Source organism: Collinsella sp. OM06-18AC, from assembly GCF_003438785.1.
Lineage (GTDB): Bacteria > Actinomycetota > Coriobacteriia > Coriobacteriales > Coriobacteriaceae > Collinsella.
This window is the reverse complement of the sequence record NZ_QSTX01000008.1, coordinates 1-19,370: the sequence shown is the minus strand read 5'-3', so window position 1 is coordinate 19,370 and position 19,370 is coordinate 1. Positions and strand designations below refer to the sequence as shown.

16 protein-coding genes and 1 tRNA gene are annotated in these 19,370 nt (G+C 60.2%); 5 read left to right on the top strand and 12 right to left on the bottom strand.

The genetic code is table 11. The features are described from left to right. Positions 1 to 5: 5 nt before the first annotated feature. Positions 6 to 1,406 (top strand): PTS transporter subunit EIIC, encoded by a 1,401-nt coding sequence (locus DXB86_RS06180; RefSeq protein ID WP_117736540.1) that lies wholly within the window; start codon positions 6 to 8, stop codon positions 1,404 to 1,406. A gap of 531 nt (positions 1,407 to 1,937) precedes the next feature. On the opposite strand, the gene DXB86_RS06175 is transcribed toward DXB86_RS06180, so the two are convergent. The 7 genes from DXB86_RS06175 to disA all read right to left on the bottom strand — a co-directional run bounded on the left by DXB86_RS06175 (position 1,938) and on the right by disA (position 7,741). Beyond that, positions 1,938 to 2,012, bottom strand: a tRNA-Thr gene (locus DXB86_RS06175). Between the two features lie 224 nt (positions 2,013 to 2,236). After that, entirely contained in the window at positions 2,237 to 2,914 is a 678-nt protein-coding gene (locus DXB86_RS06170) for an NYN domain-containing protein (RefSeq protein WP_055309418.1), read from the bottom strand. 3 nt (positions 2,915 to 2,917) lie between these two features. Then, the gene (rlmB, locus tag DXB86_RS06165; RefSeq protein WP_117736539.1) at positions 2,918 to 3,832 is read right to left on the bottom strand and encodes a 23S rRNA (guanosine(2251)-2'-O)-methyltransferase RlmB; all 915 of its coding nucleotides are present in this window, start codon (positions 3,830 to 3,832) and stop codon (positions 2,918 to 2,920) included. Positions 3,833 to 4,018: 186 nt separating this feature from the next. Further along, complete coding sequence (cysS, locus tag DXB86_RS06160) at positions 4,019 to 5,485, bottom strand: cysteine--tRNA ligase (RefSeq protein WP_117736538.1); 1,467 nt, start codon at positions 5,483 to 5,485, stop codon at positions 4,019 to 4,021. Positions 5,486 to 5,488: 3 nt separating this feature from the next. Next, entirely contained in the window at positions 5,489 to 5,983 is a 495-nt protein-coding gene (ispF, locus tag DXB86_RS06155) for a 2-C-methyl-D-erythritol 2,4-cyclodiphosphate synthase (protein ID WP_006234975.1), read from the bottom strand. Continuing rightward, on the bottom strand, positions 5,973 to 6,701 hold the full coding sequence (gene ispD, locus DXB86_RS06150) for a 2-C-methyl-D-erythritol 4-phosphate cytidylyltransferase (RefSeq protein ID WP_117736537.1): 729 nt from the start codon (positions 6,699 to 6,701) through the stop codon (positions 5,973 to 5,975). Before ispD ends, ispF begins: the two co-directional genes overlap by 11 nt. Beyond that, complete coding sequence (gene disA / locus DXB86_RS06145; protein ID WP_369831362.1) at positions 6,701 to 7,741, bottom strand: DNA integrity scanning diadenylate cyclase DisA; 1,041 nt, start codon at positions 7,739 to 7,741, stop codon at positions 6,701 to 6,703. Before disA ends, ispD begins: the two co-directional genes overlap by 1 nt. 374 nt (positions 7,742 to 8,115) lie before the next feature. Here disA and DXB86_RS06140 point away from each other — a divergent pair, with 374 nt between their 5' ends. From DXB86_RS06140 to DXB86_RS06130, 3 genes are all read left to right on the top strand, one after another. Further along, positions 8,116 to 8,694: a manganese efflux pump MntP family protein gene (locus DXB86_RS06140; protein WP_117736536.1), complete on the top strand. Its 579-nt coding sequence runs from the start codon at positions 8,116 to 8,118 to the stop codon at positions 8,692 to 8,694. Between the two features lie 124 nt (positions 8,695 to 8,818). Beyond that, the gene (locus DXB86_RS06135) at positions 8,819 to 9,289 is read left to right on the top strand and encodes a helix-turn-helix domain-containing protein (protein WP_117736535.1); all 471 of its coding nucleotides are present in this window, start codon (positions 8,819 to 8,821) and stop codon (positions 9,287 to 9,289) included. Positions 9,290 to 9,292: 3 nt separating this feature from the next. Next, positions 9,293 to 10,597, top strand: coding sequence for a type II toxin-antitoxin system HipA family toxin (locus tag DXB86_RS06130; RefSeq protein WP_117736534.1), 1,305 nt, complete (start codon positions 9,293 to 9,295; stop codon positions 10,595 to 10,597). 127 nt (positions 10,598 to 10,724) lie between these two features. Here DXB86_RS06130 and DXB86_RS06125 read toward each other — a convergent pair whose 3' ends face one another. The 5 genes from DXB86_RS06125 to DXB86_RS06105 all read right to left on the bottom strand — a co-directional run bounded on the left by DXB86_RS06125 (position 10,725) and on the right by DXB86_RS06105 (position 17,843). Beyond that, a complete protein-coding gene (locus DXB86_RS06125; RefSeq protein ID WP_117736533.1) occupies positions 10,725 to 12,182 on the bottom strand; it encodes an aminoacyl-histidine dipeptidase in 1,458 nt (485 codons plus the stop codon). 148 nt (positions 12,183 to 12,330) lie between these two features. Further along, entirely contained in the window at positions 12,331 to 12,852 is a 522-nt protein-coding gene (locus DXB86_RS06120) for a PIN domain-containing protein (RefSeq protein WP_117655056.1), read from the bottom strand. Beyond that, positions 12,849 to 13,208: a type II toxin-antitoxin system RelB/DinJ family antitoxin gene (locus tag DXB86_RS06115; RefSeq protein ID WP_117736531.1), complete on the bottom strand. Its 360-nt coding sequence runs from the start codon at positions 13,206 to 13,208 to the stop codon at positions 12,849 to 12,851. The genes DXB86_RS06120 and DXB86_RS06115 overlap by 4 nt, the downstream gene beginning before the upstream one ends. A 124-nt stretch (positions 13,209 to 13,332) precedes the next feature. Further along, on the bottom strand, positions 13,333 to 15,975 hold the full coding sequence (locus DXB86_RS06110; protein ID WP_117736530.1) for an ATP-dependent Clp protease ATP-binding subunit: 2,643 nt from the start codon (positions 15,973 to 15,975) through the stop codon (positions 13,333 to 13,335). A 299-nt stretch (positions 15,976 to 16,274) separates the two neighbouring features. Then, the gene (locus tag DXB86_RS06105) at positions 16,275 to 17,843 is read right to left on the bottom strand and encodes a threonine/serine exporter ThrE family protein (protein ID WP_199411004.1); all 1,569 of its coding nucleotides are present in this window, start codon (positions 17,841 to 17,843) and stop codon (positions 16,275 to 16,277) included. A gap of 401 nt (positions 17,844 to 18,244) precedes the next feature. Between DXB86_RS06105 and DXB86_RS06100 the strand changes: the two genes are divergently transcribed. Continuing rightward, complete coding sequence (locus DXB86_RS06100; RefSeq protein ID WP_147330825.1) at positions 18,245 to 19,342, top strand: IS110 family transposase; 1,098 nt, start codon at positions 18,245 to 18,247, stop codon at positions 19,340 to 19,342. The last annotated feature ends 28 nt before the right edge of the window (positions 19,343 to 19,370 follow it).

Sequence of the window (19,370 nt, the reverse complement as noted above, 5' to 3'; positions counted from 1 at the left end):
AAGAGATGAAATATCACGCAATGTCCGAAACAGTCCTAAAGGCTGTTGGCGGCAGAGAGAACAATACATCGGTAACTCATTGTGCGACGCGCCTTCGCATCGACGCACGAGACACCTCGATCATCGATCTCCAGCTCGCCAAATCGGCCGATCAGGCGCTCGGGGCAGTAGTCAGCGGTGGCCAGCTTCAGGTGATCATCGGCCCCAACGTCACCGAGGCTTACAACGACTTCCTCGACTTCGCGGGAATCGAAGTCGGCGGTGGCACGGTTGCCGACGATGCCCAAACCGCCAAAGACCTTGCAGAAGGCATTAAAAGCGGTAACACCGCCATGGGCTTGATTGAGAAATTCGGGAACGTCTCTGCACAGGTATTCATGCCCATCGTCCCGGCGCTCATCGTTGGCGGACTCATTCTTTCGATCAAGAATCTCCTGGTCAATTATTGCGGATTGAGCACCGATAGCGGAACCGCCCAGGTCCTGTTGGCGATCTTTAGCGCTTCGTTTAGCTTCTTACCCGTTTATCTTGGTTATCAGCTCGCGGCCGTCATGAAGATGCAGCCCATCATGGGCGCATTGCTGGGCGCGATCATGATCAGCTCGTCCATTAGCGGTGCCGAGGGTCTCGACTTTCTTGGTATTCCCATCCCGACGAACGACTATTCGAGTACGGTAGTGCCCATCGTACTGGGCGTTGTATTCATGTACTTTGTCGACCGCGGCCTTCAGAAGATCATTCCCGACGTTACCAAACTGTTCTTGAAGCCGCTGCTCACCATGATCATCGTCGTGCCCGTCGAGCTTATTATCCTTGGCCCCGCCGGCAGCATGATGGGCTACGCGCTGAGCGATGCCGTCACGTGGCTTATGGACAACGTGGCATTTATCGCTACTCCGATCCTGGCAGCCCTTAACCCCTATTTCGTCATGCTCGGTCTCGATAAGGCTTACATCGCAATCGAAGTTACGAGCCTGGCGCAGCTCGGTTGGGCACCCATTATCTTTGGATTCATCTCGAACCTCTGCATTGGCGGCACGAGCCTCGCCCTGGCAACTGCCATGAAGGGAAACAAAGAGAAGAGGGGTATGGTCACCACGGTTGCCGTCACCGCACTCTGTGGCGTAACCGAGCCCGCGTTCTACGGTTGCCTCATCGAGCGTCCCCGCCTGCTTGTCGGCACGGCAATCGGCGCGCTCTGCGCTGGACTCCCTGCAGGCATCTTTGTTCTGAAAGAGTATGTTGCGGGAGCATGCCCCGGCCTTCTTTCGGCACTCATCTTTATCGCTCCCGATGGGTCCATGGGCAACTTCGTGCTGGCATGCGTTGTCGCCATCATCGCCATCGTCGTCTCCTTCATCGCTGCACGCGTGATCATCAAGAAGAACCCCAGCTATATTGACTAGATGCCCGCTGTTTGCATTGGAGACATCCTCGGCAGACCATTAGCAAGAACCCAAGAAGTTCCTTAGGAGCTCGATTAATCCATTCGGATTCCTGAGGCACAAACGGCCCCGATTCCACAATGAAATCGGGGCCGTTGTTTCTAAAGCCGTCGATAGACAATCGGTGTTTACCTTAGCTCCCTATCCAAGTTAATTATCCACGCTCGTTCTCCGGTCGGGAGATTTTCTTCGCTCGCGTGTCCAGAAATCCACGCTCGAGCAGGACCCCATGTCCGCACCCGCCCTTGTCTCGATCTGTAACAGCAAGAGGCCTATTCCGCTTCTACATGTTACAGATCAAGATATTCCTAAAACACCCTAAGTTTCATCTCAATCTGTAACAGTTAGATGCCGAATATCGGTCTTGGTGTTACAGATTTAGACAAACTGAAGGACGAGACAAACCAAAAACGGGATGGGCGCTAACCCGATGGCGCACCACCTAAATAGAAACGAGCCCTGTCCCACAAGGAACAGAGCCCGAAACTCCCATGGAGCCAGTGACAGGAATCGAACCTGCAACCCACTGATTACAAATCAGTTGCGCTACCGTTGCGCCACACTGGCACACTTGGCGCTTTCGCGCGAAGCCTGTTAAGGATAAAGGAATTGAGGATGGGGCGCAACAGGCCCTTCGACCGACCACATCTCAAAACTATTCGCCAGAACGAATAGTTTCGTCTGTTCGCCAAAACAAAAAACTATTCGTTTTGGCGATGGCAAGTCCACAATCCAATAACTACAAGCCAGTGAATTGACCAGCCGAGTAGCTGGTCTCTACAGATACTCCCCTACCGGCCACGAAGGGCCTTGAGCTTGGCCAGGGCATCGGGGCTCAGGCGACTGCCCAGAGTCATCTTGATCTGCGGGGCTTCCTCTGCCTCGTGAACGTCGTTATCGATCTGTTTGATCTCGTCCACCAGCATGCGGCTCGAGATGCGCGTGACGCCCTTGCCCATGACGACGGCCTGAATCGTACCGTCGCTCGATACCACGGAGCACGCGCGGCCTTCCTCGCGTGCCTCAATGCAGAGCTTCTGCACCACGGTATCGGCAGAGACGCCCGTCGGCGAGAACTCGATGCGCACGCCGCGGGCCGGTAGGTTGGGGCGCTCGTTGGAGATGTTGCCCGCGCCGTCGAACACGATCACGGCCTCGTAACGGCCCTGGGCAAACGCCGCAACATCGTTGATGAGCGCGGTGCGCGCCATATCGTGGACGTCGCTGGAATATGGATCGTCGGAATGGTCGTAGACGAGCTTTTCGTAGCGCGGCGTGCAGTGGATCACGTTGTAACCGTCGACCACCAGCAGCTCGGGCTTGTTGGAGTGCACCGTCGAGACTGGGTCGGCGATAGCCTGCGCAAACGCATTGCCGCCCACGCCGTAGGTCGCGGCCGAAACAATCGGCTTGGCCGAGCCCTCGCCAAAGCGCTTGGCCTTGGACTTGGCGCGGTTCTTCTTGGACATGCGCTACTCCTCCCCCATGAGCTCGCCGGCATTGCGGCGCAGCCACTCAAAGCACAGCGCGGTGGTCGCCTGGGCCACATTGAGACTCTCGGTCATGCCGCGCTGGGGAAGCTTGGTCAAAAAGTCGCATTTCTCGAGCACCAGGCGCGAGATGCCGTCGCCCTCGGAGCCCATGACGAGCGCAACGCGGCCCTCAAAGGGAGCATCCCAGCAGCTGCCCTCGGCGTGCTCGGAAGCACCGCCCACCCAAAAGCCAGCAGCCTTGAGGTCGTCGAGCGCTCGAGCGATGTTGGGAACCTGTGCGATGGGCAGATGCATAACGGCACCAGCAGAGGTTTTGTAGCTGCCCACGGTCACACCGGCGGCGCGCTTGTTGGCAATGATGACGCCCGCCGCGCCCACGACCTCGGCAGAGCGCACGATGGCACCAAAGTTACCGTCGTCGGTCACATGGTCGAGTACGACGACGAGCGCCGGGCCGTCACCCGCGCGGTCAAGGATATCGGCGACGTCCGCATAGGGGAAATTACCCACCTCGAGCGCAATGCCCTGATGAGCGCCATGGCTCGACAGCGCATCGAGCTGCGCGCGCGGCACATACTTAATGCGGACGTCCGCGGCGTTGAGATCGTCGACCAGGCGCGACAAGGCAGCATCGCGCTCCCCGCCCTCGGCGATGAGCGCGCACTTGATGGGAAAACCAGTGCGTAGCGCCTCGGCGGCAGCACGACGACCTTCGATAAACTCGCCCTTGGGAACCTCGACGTTATCGCGGCTACGCTCGCGCTGCGAGCGAGCAGCCTGTGAGCGCTCGCGCTGGCCCTTGGGAGCGGCAGCGCGATCGTTGCGGCGAATCGGACGCGAGCCAGAAGCGGCCTGCTTGCCGCCACGAGGCGCACGCTTGCGATTGTCGGCCATAAAGCGACCTCCTAAATACAACTATCAAACGAAACAAAATAAACGACCGCCCATGAATATTAATTCGGGCGGTCGGTACGGGTTTTCCAAGTGCCCGAGATTGCCATGAAAGAGGAGCGACACGTACTTGAGTACGCGAGCGACGGTTTGAACGGCAAGGTCGGGTGCTTGGAAAACCCGCAGGGATTAGAGAGACTTGATACGAGTGCCGGCGGCAGTGTCCTCGATCGTCAGGCCCAGGTCCTTGAGCTGGTCGCGGATGGCGTCGGCCAGATCCCAGTTCTTGGCGGCACGGGCCTCGGCGCGGGCCTCGAGAATCTTGGCAGCGGCCTCGTCCACGTCGTCGCCCGTGTAGGCGACCAGGCCGGCGGCAACGCCTAGCAGACCCAGCGGCAGCTCGACCTTGGGCTCGGGGAGCTCAACGCCAAACGTATCGAGCAGCTCGACCAGCGTATCGGCGGCGGCAAGCGCGGCGGCCTTGTCGGCAGCGTCGCCCGCCTGCTCCAGGTACTGGTTGCACTCGGTCACAAAGCCAAAGACGGCACCCATGGCACCAGCGGTGTTAAAGTCGTCGTCCATGCACTCCTTAAAGGTGGCACGGGTCTCAGCGGCCTTGGCGGCAAACGCCTCGGATGCTGCCTCATCGGCATCGGCCGTCGCATGGTTCGCGGCCCAGCGCAGGTTCTCGACCGTACCGGCGATACGCGTGAGCGAGTTCTCGGCACCCTCCAGGCGCTCCCAAGAAAAGTCGAGCGGCGAGCGATAGCTCGTCTGCAGCATCAGCAGGCGCAGGGCAGCAGCGGAGTGCTGCTCGAGGACCTCGGCCAGCGTAAAGAAGTTTCCGAGCGACTTGGACATCTTCTCGCCGTCGACCAGCAGCATGCCCGTGTGCATCCAGGTGTTGGAGAAGCCCTGGTGCCAGGCGCAGGTGGCCTGGGCGCACTCGTTCTCGTGATGCGGGAAGGCAAGGTCGGAGCCGCCGCCGTGGATGTCGATCGGGGTGCCCAGGTAGCGATGCACCATGGCGGCGCACTCGGTGTGCCAACCGGGACGGCCTTCGCCCCAGGGGCTCGGCCAGCTGGGTTCGCCGGGCTTAGCGGCCTTCCACAGGGCAAAGTCGAGCGGGTCGTTCTTGTCCTCGTTCTCCTCGATGCGCGCGCCAACCATAAGGTCGTCGATGTTGCGGCCCGAGACCTGACCATAGTTGGGATCGCTGCGCACGGCAAAGTACACATCGCCGTTATCGGCTGCGTAAGCGTGGCCCTGCTCGATAAGCGTCTTGATCATAGCGATCATGGGGCCGATCTCCTTGGTGGCGCGGGGGCGCACATCGGGATCGAGCACGTTGGCGGCGCGCATGACACCGATGAACTTGTCGGAGAACTCCGTCGCGACCTCGGCGGCCGTACGGCCCTGCTCGTTGGCGCGCTTGATGATCTTGTCGTCGACATCGGTGAGGTTCTGGGCGAACGTGACCTCGTAACCGCTCGCGATGAGCCAGCGGCGAATCACGTCAAAGCTGATGAACGTGCGGGCGTTGCCGATATGGATGTTGTCGTAGACCGTGGGGCCGCACACGTACATGCGAACCTTGCCGGACTCGATGGGCTGGAACTCTTCCTTTTTATGGGTAGCGCTGTTGTAGATACGCATTCGTTACTCCTTAACGGTTTTCTGTAGCAGGCAGACGGCCCAGGCGCCAATTCCCTCGCCTTGGCCTTCCCAACCGAGCTTTTCGGTCGTGGTGGCGGCGACGCCCACGTTTTCCACGTCGACGCCCAGGGCATGGGCAAGGTTGGCGCGCATGGCATCGCGGTGCGGAGTGATCTTGGGTTGCTGACAGGCAATGGTGCAATCGGCATCGACAAACTCAAAGCCCAGCTCGCGCGCATAGTCCATCACGCGAGCGAGCAGCACCATCGAATCGGCACCCTCGTAGGCGGGATCGGTGTCGGGGAATAGCTTGCCGATATCTCCCCCGCGGCAGGCGCCCAGAATGGCGTCGGCCAAGGCGTGCGCGAGCACATCGGCATCCGAGTGGCCCAGCAGGCCGCGCTCGTAGGGGATGTCGACCCCGCCGATGATACATCGACGCCCCTCCACCAAACGGTGGACGTCGTAGCCATGGCCAATGCGCAGGTTACTGAACATGGGGAAGGTCCTCTCCCTCGGCCATGCGGCCAAGCAGAATCGCGGTTACGGGACGCAGGTCCTCGGGCACCGTCACCTTAAGGTTATCGCGCGGGCTCTGGACGCAGCGGACGCGCCCACCCATGCGCTCGACCAGTGACGAATCGTCCGTGCCGATAAAGCCCTCGGCAATCGCCGCGGCATGGGCGCGCTTCATGGCGTCGACACTAAAAATCTGCGGCGTCTGCGCGGCCCAGTACAGCTCGCGCGGCGGCGTCTCGACGATGTTGTCGCCATCGACGATTTTGAGTGTGTCGATGGCAGGCTGGCCGCACACGACACCGTCGAGGGCACGGTCGCTCACGAGCACGTCGATAGCGTGGTCGATGGCCTCGGTCGTAATGAGCGGACGAGCGCCATCGTGAATGGCGACGTATTCAAAGCCCGCCGGCACCGCATGCACGCCGGCACGGGTGGAATCCTGACGGGTATCGCCGGCATCGGCAAAGCTGATGGGCGTGTCATAGTCAAACGGGTCGATGGCCAGGCGGCGCATCTCGGCACGGCGCACGGAAGGACACACCACCACGATGTGGCCGACCTTGTCGCTACGATCGAACGCACGGATGGACCAGCTCATGAGCGGACGGCCCGCCACGTTAACGAGCTGCTTGCCGCCGGGATTTCCAAAGCGCTGGCCGCTGCCGCCGGCAACGACCACGGCACATACGGGCGCCATTATGCGTTCCCCTGTTTGGTGCCCTTCATGCGGTACAGGGAGTCCGCGAGAATGGCAGGGTTGTTGACGCCAAAGTCGCCCAGGCGCTCCGGATCCTCGCTGATGTCGTCCATGAGCTCCTGCAGCGATCCATACTCGTCGACGATCTTCTCGGCCACGCCGTCGCGCACGACGGACACGCGCGAAAGCGTGCGCAGGCCCAGCGGCGTCATGACGGAGTCCTCGTCCAGGTCGTCGTAACCCAGAACCGCCGCCACATGCTGTGGGTCGGACAGGTCCTTAGGTGTCATACGGCTCAGGTTGGCGCGAATCTTCTCGGCATTAGCCTCGGAAGAATCACTTGCGTAGTCGCGGATCATCAGGTCGTATTCGGTATCCATGCTGGAGCCCGCGAGCTGCTCGAGCTGCATCTGCACGAGCTTGCCCTGGTTGCCCAGCTTGACGATGCAATCCTTAAGCTCAGTCTTTGCCTGCTGCATGATCTCGAAACTCGAGAAAATGCCGGTGATGTCGGCGAGCGTAACGTAGTCGTCGAGCTCGAGGGCCGTCAGGCGCAGCAGGGAGCGGTCGAGCGACTGACGGGTAGTCTGGAGCGTGGCGACGAGCTGGTTGACCGAGCTCATGATGGTGGTGACGGGCTGGATCTCGTAGCTCTTGCCGTGAACGTACACGTTGACGACGGCACGACGGGCCGAGACCGAGATCACGATGGCATCCGTGAGCACCGACATGCGGGCGGCGGTGCGGTGACGCATGCCCGTCTCACTCGTGGCGAGCGAGGGATCGGGATTGAGGTGGAAGTTGGCGCGCAGGATCTGGGTGAGGTCGCCATCGATGACGATGGCGCCGTCCATCTTGGAAAGCTCGAACAGGCGGTTCGAGGTAAACGAAATGTTGAGCGGGAAGCCGTCGTTACCGGCAGCGAGCACGTTTTCGGTGTCGCCGACGCAGATAAGGGCGCCCAGGTGACCAGCAATGATCATGTCGAGGGCGGTGCGGATCGGCTGGCCAGGTGCCGTCAGGCGGATGGCCTGTTCCATACGCTTTTGCAGCTCGTTCTTATCCAAGGCATCGCTCCCATCGTATACGCTCCATAAACGTCAATAAGTTTCTCACGGTTTGCCTCTGTGACGCCCGCAAAATCCGATGCTTACAGAATGAGCGAACACAGCTGAGAGCCCCAATCCAAATGAGCTGCTTATGTGGTAGCATCGGGATTCGCATAAATGAGGGAGTAGTCGCGTGATCGGGTTCGCCTCCGGTGGCGCGGCAAGTCAACACACTGGCCGATGCGGCCTGGCTTGCCTTAATGAACGAGACTCGTGGCTGTGCGCGCAACGCGTACGCCACGGGTCTTTTTTGTTACTCCCCCAAGAGGTACACGCGGGCCCGCCCGCAGAGAGGGAGCCAGACTATGGGACTCGCAGAGCTCGTGTTGCTCGCCGTTGGCCTTTCGATGGACGCCTTTGCCGTTTCCATCTGCAAGGGCCTCGGCATGAAGAAGATCAACTTTAAAGTCGCCGTGGTGCTCGGCCTGTTCTTTGGCGGCTTTCAGGCCGGCATGCCCGTAATCGGATGGGCGCTCGGCAGTCAATTCATGGGCATCATCGGACCCATCGACCATTGGATCGCCTTTATCCTTTTGGCCTTCATCGGCGGCAAAATGCTGTGGGAAGCCTTTACCGAAGACGAGGATGAAGGCGACGGCAAGAATGCCGAAAAGATTGACCTAGGCGAGTACCTGATCCTCGCCATCGCCACCTCAATCGACGCCCTAGCCGTGGGCATCTCATTTGCCGCGCTCTCGGTTGACATCGTTCCCGCTGTATCGCTTATCGGCGTCACAACGTTTATCTTCTCCGTCGCCGGCGTAGCAATCGGCCACACCTTTGGCGCGCGCTACGAAAAACCTGCCACCATCGTGGGCGGCATCGTGCTCATCCTCATCGGACTTAAGATCTTGCTTGAGCATCTGGGGATTCTCGCGATATAAAAAACGCCTCTCATAAGCTCAACGTCAATGTAGAGGTCTCATGCAGAGTTTTGCATAATGCCTTTTCGTGCAGACTTTTGCATGTCATACTGATATGCAAAAGTCTGCACATTAGGAGATCGCCATGGATACCCTTCCCATCACCACACCGCGCCAAGCTGGCATCTACGTGCGTCAGGCACGCAAGGCTCAGGGTCTCGCCCGTGCCGCCCTCGCCAAAAAGGCCGGTGTTTCGGAGCGCCTGCTCGCATCGCTCGAGCTAGGAGACGCCACTGGCATTCGACTCGACAAGCTGCTGACGATTTTCAATGCTCTTGGACTGGCACTCGCCGCTCAAGGGGATATCGGCGAAGCAAAAAATGAGCGACCAGTCGACGCTCCGCATGCCAATCCGCTGCCTCGCAGCATTCCCAGGCGCCATCACACTCAACGTCCCCATCATCGCAACAGTCGTAGTACCGCCATTCCGGCTCTTGCAGATGCCCCCTTTACATCCGCACTTTACGACGAGATCTTCGCCGATTTCGTCATGTCCAATCTCGGAGTCTCGATTGCCGCAAACGCATCTAACCAAACCAAGCCCGAAGGGAAATAGCCAATGGCCAGAACATCACTTCGGACCATTATTTGCGGCGTACCTGCGGGAACGCTCACGCAAGATGAGAACGGTCTTATCAGCTTTACCTACGATCATGACTATGACGGGCCAGCCCTATCGACCAACATACCCGTATCGAATCGCACATACGGACAACAGGTCATGAATCCGTACCTGTTTGGTCTTCTACCCGACAGCGATGACCAGCGAAAAGCGATTGCCGCCGAATTCGACGTTAGGCCCAACAATCCCGTTGCGTTGCTCAGCCATATCGGACTCGACTGTCCGGGCGGAGTGCAGTTTTATGCCGAAGAAGATGCCGACGCCGTCCTGCATCGCGCTGGCGATTACCGCCCTATAGACGACCACGAAATTGCTCTCCGCCTCAAGTCGATCAGAGATGACCGCGATGCATCGTGGATGGGTCTAGATGAAAGTTGGTCACTTGGAGGCAACCAGGGCAAGTTCGCGCTCGCGTTCATTAACGGCCGCTGGTGCGAATGCATGGGCTCCTCGCCCACGACGCATATTTTCAAAAATGGCGTTAACGGATTTAAACTCGAGGCTCTCAATGAGTTTGTCTGCATGAAAAGCGCCCAGCGAGCCGGTATCGCAACGGCAAACGTCGAATATCGTATGTTTGAGGACGAACCTACCCTCATTGTTGAGCGCTATGACCGCGTGAAAGTCGAAGACGGAACGATCAGGCGCCTACATCAAGAAGACCTCTGTCAGGCACTTGGGGTGATGCCCGCCCAAAAGTACACGGCAGACGGCGGCCCGACCACACGCGACATTCAAGAGCTCCTCGTAACTACGAGCCACCATCAACTTAACCTGCATCTGTTTACGCAGATACTGTTCTTCAACGCCATTATCGGCGCACCGGATGCGCATGCGAAAAACTATTCCCTGCTCCTTGGAAACGACGGCGCAGCCATGATGGCTCGAATGTACGATGTCGCATCGGGCTTGGCGTATGAGAGCATGCGACGTCGGGCACGCCTTGCTATGAGCGTTGGCGGCGAAAATCGTGTGGGGCGCATCGGTCCAGGTGCTATCCGCCGATACCACGGTATGGGCGACCCCGCGCTGGAGACGGCGCTCACCGATGCCGGGCTATCCGAGAAGTTTTGCTTTGCGACCATGATGGACCTCGCCTACGAGGTACCCATTTGCATGGAAGAGGTCATGGACGAATACGCCGACCTGCCCGGCATGGCGGACCTGCGCGATCATATGCTCGGCCCCGTCCGCGAAAACTGCCAGCGAACCCTCGACCTCATCAGGGCGGATATGGGCTAGACGCCAATCAATTTCCCATTTCTTAAAAGAAGAGAGGGGACACCTGTCGCAAAAGACCGGGTACCCCCTCTCGTAATGTCATTTGCAATCCGCTGGCACGCGGCTCGGACTGCTGCTAGCGCAACCTTTACGCAGCGAGGCGCTTGAGGACGTCGATGAGCAGCTCGTAGAAGCGCTCGGCAGAAGCGAGCTCCATGCTCTCGTCCGGGGTATGGACATCGGAGAGCGTCGGGCCCACGGCGATGGCGTCCAGGCCGTGCAGGGCTTCGGCGAACAGGCCGCACTCAAGGCCGGCGTGAATGGACTCGATGCGCAACTCGGAGCCAAAGAGCTCGCGATAGCTCTCGACAAAGACGTCGCGGACCGGCGAATGCTCGGCATAGCTCCAGCCGGGATACTCGAACTCAAACTTGGCGTCGAAGCCCAGGACATCGGCAAGCGTCTGCAAACGATCCTTGAACTCGTTCTGCAGCGAGGTGATCGAAGAGCGCGGGGACAGCATGATCTTGACCTCGTCGTCAGAAGTGGCAACCACACCGATGTTGGAGGAAACCTCGACGGAGCCGTCGGTGGCGACATTGCGGCGAATCACGCCGTTAGGGGCAAGACGCAGGGCGCGGATAAGGGCAAGCGCGGACTTCTGGTCCATGGCCTCGACCTCGGCGTCGTCGGCAATCTCGACGGTGCAGGTAAAGCCGGGGTCGAAGACCTCGAGCTCGGCAGCGACGTCGGCGATGATGCCCTTTGCGATCTGGGCCGCGGCCTCGGCGGCAGCGTGGTCGGCGTAGACCAGAACAGCCTTGCATTCACGGTTGATGGCGTTGTCCTTGGTGCCGCCGTTAAAGCTAACGATGGCGGGCTCGCCGGCGACCATCAGGCGGTCGATGATGCGGGCCATGATGAGGTTGCCGTTGCCGCGCTCCAGGTGGATATCGCTGCCGGAGTGACCGCCCAGCAGGCCGGAGATGTCGAGCGTGAGGGTGCTACCGGTCTTGTGCTCGCGCACGATCGGGCAGGTGTAGGTAACGACGACGCCGCCGGCGCAGCTGACGGTGGCAACGCCCTCTTCCTCGGAGTCAAGGTTAATCATGGTGCGGGCGCTAATCTGGGACTTGTCGAGCGTCTCGGCGCCGACCAGGCCAGTCTCCTCGTCGGTGGTGAATACGCACTCGAGGGCGGGGTGAACGATCGAATCGTCATCGAGAACAGTGAGCATCAGAGCGACGGCGATACCGTTGTCGGCACCCAGGGTGGTACCGTTGGCGGTGAGGACGCCGTCCTTGACGACCAGGTCGATACCATCGGTCATAAAGTCGTGCTCAACGGAGCCCAACTTGTCGCACACCATATCGATGTGGCCCTGCAGCATCACGGCCGGGGCATTCTCGGCACCGGCAGATGCGGGCTTGCGAATGATGACGTTGTAGACCTCGTCCTGATACACATCGAGGCCGCGCTCCTTGGCAAACGCGACCAGGAAATCGCTGATGCCCTTCTCGTTGCCAGACCCACGGGGAATCGCGCTGACCTCCTCAAAGAAATGGAACAGCTGGGCGGGCTCATAGCCGGTGATCTTGTAGTCCATGGTGCCTCCTTGGCGCAACTGGTAAGACAGTAAGATATGCGACTTGTATATTCCCAGACTTTGCGTGCATAAACCAGTCGAAAACGCCGAGCGCCCTTGCATCATCGGCTAACGGCGGGGAAACGCCACTTTATTAAGATAAAGCAGGCTAGACGGGCCGTGCCGAAGGGGCGTTGGACCCTTCAACCAACCTCAACGCCTGTTGAACATTAATGCATACACCATTGGTATGTTTAATAAGATTCTTGTCCTCCGTCACGACGTAATCGGCATCAATGCGATTGGCGACGCCCAGCATCAGGTCGTCCTCAAAGTCATTGTGGTGGTACTTGAACACAAAGGAGTCGAAGACCTCGTCTGCACCGACCGGGGCGATGAGGGCTAGCTCGCGCATCTGTCGAACGCATGCCCAAGCCGTTTCGTCTGCCGCCGCAATGGCGTTATCGCTCAGTGAGCCAGTCTTTCTTCGGCACTCCTGCTTGATTGCCGCCGAGACAAGATATGAAACGTCTTTGACCGAAAGCGACGAGGCAAACAGGGCAATCCGCTCCGAGGCGTCGGCAATCTCGATCAGATGGACGACATTTGCCGTACGGTCGGACCTGCCAGAAAAATAATCCATCCATACGTTGGTATCGATTAACAGCTTGAGGACGCCTTCTGTGCTCATAGTTCCACCCATTCGGGATAGCGCTCCGCCATGGCCTCCTCATAGAGGTCGTCATAGTCTCCCGAGAACTCAGGGATGGGGATGCCGTATTTGAGGCACGAATCGCGAACGATATGGCTGCCTTGCGCGGCCCTTGACTCCATGCGCTGGGGCTCTACTCCGTCAGAAACCGGAGCCGCCGCATCTCCCTTCGAGGGCATGCGTCCGTTAACGACCAGATACTCCCAAAGTGTCCGAACGGCTTGTGACGGCGTCATGCCAATATGAGTCAGGACGGCGTCTCCCGCCTCTTTGAGCTGGCGATCTATACGCACGTTCATCTGAACTGGCCGCGTGTCGAATATTGACGTAGGCATATCAGCTCCTTTGCTATACTATATCTCGATTTTAGTATAGCACGGCAGATTGAAGCGCATTTCAATAGAAATGAGGGCGCTTCCTTATCGGAAACGCCCCCGTTATACAAGGTATGTTTAATCCCTACAGCGCACCAGAGCCGGCTTGCATCATACCGCCGGGGCCCGAGGTCACGCCGCCGCTCACGGGCGCGGCGTTGCCGGTGTGCGGTGCCGCCGGGGCGGTATCGCCACCGAGCGTGCCCGCCGGACGCGGTGCCGGGATCTCGCCCGTGCCGTGGCTAAAGACAAACTTGCCATCGGCCACGTCGCACAGGACGGTATCGCCCTCGCCCCACTCGCCGGCCAAAAGCTCCTCGGACAGCGGGTCCTCGATGAGCTTTTGAATAGCACGGCGCAGCGGACGCGCACCGTTGGTGAGGTCGGTGCCCTCGGCCACGATCTTGTCATAGGCCGCATCGGTGAGCTTGATGTTCATGCCGTTGGCAATCAGGCGCTGGCGCAGATCGTCCACCAGCAGGTGAGCGATCTTGGTCAGGTTCTCGCCCGAGAGCTTCTGGAACACCACGATGTCGTCGATGCGGTTGAGCAGCTCGGGGCGGAACAGACGCTTGAGCTCGCCCATCGCGCGGCCGCGGATCTCACTCGAGGTGAGGCCCTGCTCGCCGGTGGTGCCAAAGCCCACGCTCGCATCCTGCGCGATCTCGCGGGCGCCCACGTTGGATGTCATGATGATCACGGTGTTGCGGAAGTCGACCGTCTTGCCCTGGCTATCGGTCAGACGACCCTCCTCCAGCACCTGCAGCAAGATGTTGAAGATATCGGGGTGCGCCTTCTCGATCTCGTCGAACAGCACGACCGAGTACGGGTGGCGACGAACGGCCTTAGTGAGCTGGCCGCCCTCGTCGTGACCAACGTAACCCGGAGGGCTACCGATGAGCTTGGATACCTCGAACTCGCTACCGAACTCGGACATGTCGAAGCTGATGAGCGCATCCTTGCTGCCAAAGAGGTACTCGGCGAGCGTCTTGGCGAGCTCGGTCTTGCCTGTGCCGGTGGGACCCAGGAAGATAAAGCTGCCGCCGGGGCGACGCGGGTCCTTGAGCGGCGAACGGCTGCGGCGCACGGCCTTGGCGACGGCCTCGACGGCCTCGTCCTGGCCGATAATGCGGGTCTTGAGCACGCTTTCGGTCTGCAGCAGGCGACGGCTCTCGCTCTCGGTGAGCGAGGAAACCGGCACGCCCGAGGTCACGGACACGATGTCGGCAATCTGACTCACGTCGATGGTGAGCGGGCTGGCGTCGAGCTCGGCGGTCCAGGCAGCCTTGGCCTCGGCGAGTTCAATCTCGGCAGCCTTCTGCTGCTCGGTGATCTCGGCGGCCTTGTTCATGTCGTCGCTCTCGGTAGCCTCCTGTGCGGCAGCCTTGAGTTCCTCGATGCGATGCTCGGCCTCGCGCACCGGCTCGGGTGCGCGATTCGCGGCGATGCGAGCGCGGGCACCGGCCTCGTCAATGAGGTCGATGGCCTTATCGGGCAGGAAGCGATCCTGGATGTAGCGGTTGGAAAGGTTCGCAGCGGCCTCGATGGCACCCTGCGTGTAACGCACGTGGTGGTGCTCCTCGTAGCGCGGCTTGAGCGCAGTCAGGATCTTGACCGTGTCCTCGACGCTCGGCTCCTCGACATCGATGGTCTGGAAGCGACGCTCAAAGGCCGGGTCCTTGGTGAGGTACTTGCGGAATTCCTCGGCCGTGGTGGCGCCGATAATCTGGAAGGCACCACGCGCGAGCACGGGCTTGAGCATGGAGCTTGCATCGATGGATCCCTCGGCAGAACCGGCACCGATGATGGTGTGCATCTCGTCGATAAACAGAATGACGTCGTCGGCCTCGGTCGCCTCCTGGATCACGTTCTTGAGGCGCTCCTCAAACTCACCGCGATACTTGGCGCCCGCGACAAGACCCGGCAGGTCAAGCGTCCAGATGTTCTGGTTCATAAGGTTCTCGGGCACATTGCCGGCAGCGATCTGCTGTGCCAGACCCTCGACGATGGCCGTCTTGCCCACGCCGGGGTCGCCCAGAATGAGCGGGTTGTTCTTGGTGCGGCGCGAAAGGATCTCCATCATACGCTGGACTTCCTTTTCGCGACCAATTACAGGGTCGAGCTCGCCGTCGCGCGCCTTCTGCGTGAGGTTGGTCGCGAACTGCTTAAGCGTATCGGTGCCACTCCCCTTTTGCTGAGAGGCATCCGAGCCGCTAAAGAACGGCAGGCCCGCACCGGGACGACCAGCACCGGCGCCGGCGAGCGGACGCTTCTTGTCCTGGTCCTTGGCGGTGAGTTTCTCGATAGCCTTTTTGGTGGAGGCGGACGACACACCCAAGCGCATGAGGATGTCCATGGCCATGCCGTTGCCCTCTTCGACGATGCCGATCAGCAAGTGCTCGGTCGACACGTAGGTCTGGTTGTTCTCACGCGCCACGCGGAATGAACGCTCCATCACGCTAATGACGAGCGGCGTAAAGGCGAGCTTGGCCGCCTCGGTCTCCTCACTGGGGTCGGGAACCGTGGTCTGGACCTCTTTGAGAGTATCCATGATGTCATCGTAGGAGATGTCGAGCGAACGCAGTGCCTCGGCGGCAATGCCCTCGTCCTCCTTGGCAAGCGCGAGCAGCAGGTGCTCGGTACCCACCTTATTTGAATGAAGATCGAGCGCCTCTTGCTTGGCCATGGACATGACCTTGCGCGCGCGATCGGTAAAACGGTCTAACATGCTAGTTCCTCTTAGACGAGCTAGTTTTTTCAAACGCAAAGCGCCGCCCCGCGGCAGCGCTTTGGTCTCTTTACCCATATGGAGTATATGTTAACCGTTGGGACCTTTCCTGCCCGTAGCCGCGCGACAACGTCTACAAAAAAGGAATCGCCAGGTGCGTCTGTATCGGCCCAACGAGCGTGGATTTTCGGACACCCATTCCATGAACGTGGATAATCTCCCGTTTTGAGCCCGTAAACAGGCCAAAAACGGGAGATTATCCACGTTCATGTTATGCGGATCAGTTTCACTTGCGCCAATTAGCTGGTGTGGCGCCAGCGAGGGTCGGTGAGCGTACGCGCCACGCCCAGGCCAACGGGCAGAAACGCCACGATGAGCACTGCACGCACAAACCAGCCGAGCATATTGACCGTGTCGAAGGTGCACATGTAATACATCGAGCGATACAGATACAAGCCCGGCACCATAATGACAATCGACGGCACCGTGAGGGCGATGCGTGGGTAGGTGAGTTTGATTTCGGCTAAGCTCGCGAGCAGTCCCGATACCAGCGCGCCGATAAACGCTGCTGCCTCGGGAGGCATACCCACGCTCAGACCCAGGAAGGGAAACAGCGTCGGCGCATCAACGAGCGTAAGGCGCAAGGTATTAGACACGGCGCCGATGAGCCCTGCCGCCGCTGCCATCTTTACCGGACTGTTGAACATAACCGAGAAGCCAAATACTCCGACAAAGCTCATCACAATACGCAAGAGTGTAAGAGCCAACGGTGAGAGGCCGAGCGGGGCAAAATCATCCGGCGCCAGCCCCACACACTCGGCAACCATCCAGCCTACGAGGGTCGCCATCACAATAATCGACACAGCATACGAAAGACGCTCAATGCCGCTTCGCATGTCGAGCTTAGCGATGTCGAGGCCTGCCGTAATGAGAGGAAAGCCGGGGATCACAAAGAGCATGGCGCCGATATAGCCTTCTTGGTGCGACATTGCCCCCGGTATGACCTGGCCAAGGCCAAGCAATGCCAGCAGATACGAGACGCAAGCGAGTGCAACGCCGATCGTCAGCGCGCTAAACTGGCCAAGGCCCTGCTTGAGAATATGGGAGCGCGCAAAGTTGCCGACACCAGCGCCCACAAATGCACAGGCCATCTCGATAGGGCCGCCGCCGAGCAAAAAGACAAAGGCGCCGCAAGCACAGGCCGCCGCAATGCCCTGTTGCCAGGGAGTGTAATCGGGTTTTGAACTCTCAACGGTCTTGAGCATCTCGTGGTACTCATGCACGGTAAACCGGCGCCCGTAAACCTCGATTTCCTTTAAGAAGCTCTCCATCATCCATATGCGATGAGTATTGACCCCCGTTGTGGGTAGGCTGACGACCTCGTTAAAGCAGTGACCATCTTCGATACAAGTACACTCAAACGACAGGAGACTTAAGTCAACGTGGATGGTGACACCGAGTACAGCGGCGACGCGATTCATGGTATCGCGTACACGCCAGGCACCCGTTCCGCTCGCGAGCATAAGCATACCGGTGCGGCAAATGATGGATGATTTATCGGTGAGCGGCGCATCGACGGCAAGCTCACCGCCTGCCGTCACGATCTGGCACCAGTCGGTTTTCATATGGAGGGCGCCGGCACGAACACCGTGGTGCAGAGGGACTCTTGAGAGCAACGAATCATGGCGCGAAGGCTGTGGGGGTTCCGTCGATTCGACCTCGTCCTCGTCGGGCCCCTCATCAACAAGGTCGAAAGCATCGAGCGATGCCGGCTCGCGACGATCGATCAGCTCCTCGTCCTCATCGTCAAAGTAATTGAACTGATCGAGCATGTCCTCTTCGATTGCACGATCGCTCGCGTCGTTCATATAGACGCTCCCTTCCTACCGACTAACCCCCATCCTAGGCAGCGACGGCTAAAGGAAACATAAAAGAGACGACTGTCATGCATGGAAGGCGTAAACCCCCAATGCGCCGGTAGACCCCAGACGACTAGGACTGTCCCCAAGTGCCGGCACAAAAGGAACGTCCCCAAGTGCCAACCAGGGCAACACCGCAGATAGAGGACGGACAGCGAAAGCCCGCCAGAGTGAGCAAGGTGCCTTCAAGCAAAATGGCGCCGCAGGTTGAGCATAAGTCAGACACTATGACCCAATCCAGGGGCACGGAAACGACAGGAGCCCCCGCTCGTGACCGCGGGTCGGGGCTGCGACAATGTTGTTGAAGTGCCAGAGGCGCAGCCGCGCCGCAACGAGGTTGGGAGGCTCCCGTGCCTAGATATTCTACCGCCTTCGGAATGGACGTACACCTCAGGTCCACCACCGTCTGCGCGCTCGACGCGGAGACGGGCGAGGCCGTGACGAGGAGGTTCCGCGGCAACCCCTGGGGCGAGGTCGCGGAGTGGATGTCGGGCTTCCCCGGCCCGTCGCTCGCCGCCTACGAGAGCGGCTACCTCGGCTTCGCCCCGCAAAGGGAGCTCTCCGGGCTCGGCGTCGACTGCGTCGTCGCGGCCGTCTCCAAGGTCCCGAGGTCGGCTGCCGACCTCTCGTCCAAGAACGACCGCAACGACGCGGCCAGGATGGCCAAGGCGATACTGTCGCACGACGTCACCCCGGTATGGGTGCCGTCCCCCGAGACCGAGGGGCTCAGGGACCTCGCCGCCGCCCACGACGCGGCGACCGCGAGGCTCGCGGCGGCGAAGCAGCGGCTCCTGGCGTTCCTAGCCCGCCGCGGCTATGTCTACGGCGGCACGACGCCGGCCGGCAACCCCCGGAAGTACTGGACGTACGGCTTCCTCAGGTGGCTCGACGGCATACACCCCGCCGACGACGGAGGCATCCGGGCGCTTGCGGCGCTGAGGAACGAGGTCGAGGCGGCCGACGAGACGAGGGAGGCCCTCCTCGCCGAATACAGGGCCGCCGTCGCGGCGGGCCCCCTCTCGGCCGAGGTCGAGGCGCTCCAGTCGATCAAGGGGTGCGGGTTCGCGCTCGCCGCCGCCTTCGCGTCCGAGGTCGGCGACTTCTCGAGGTTCCGCTCCGGCAGGCAGGTGACGGCCTACTTCGGCCTCGCCCCGAAGCAGAGGTCGAGCGCGGACTCCGTGCGCCTCGGCGGAATCAGCGGGGCCGGCAACGCGCTCGTCAGGAAGCTGGCTGTCGAGGGGTCCTGGTGCTATGCCCCAGGCCGGCCACCAGCCGAAGCTGATGCCCAAGGGCTCCGGCGTGCCCCTCGAGATAAGGATGCACGGGAGGAAGGGGTCCGAGAGGCTCCTGCGCCGCCGCGAGGAGATGATCGCCCGCGGGATGCCGCAGGCGAAGGCGAACGCGGCCACCGCGGCCGAGCTCGTGAGGTGGTGTTAGCGCTACTGTAAAAACAACCATTTTGACCAACGCTCAACA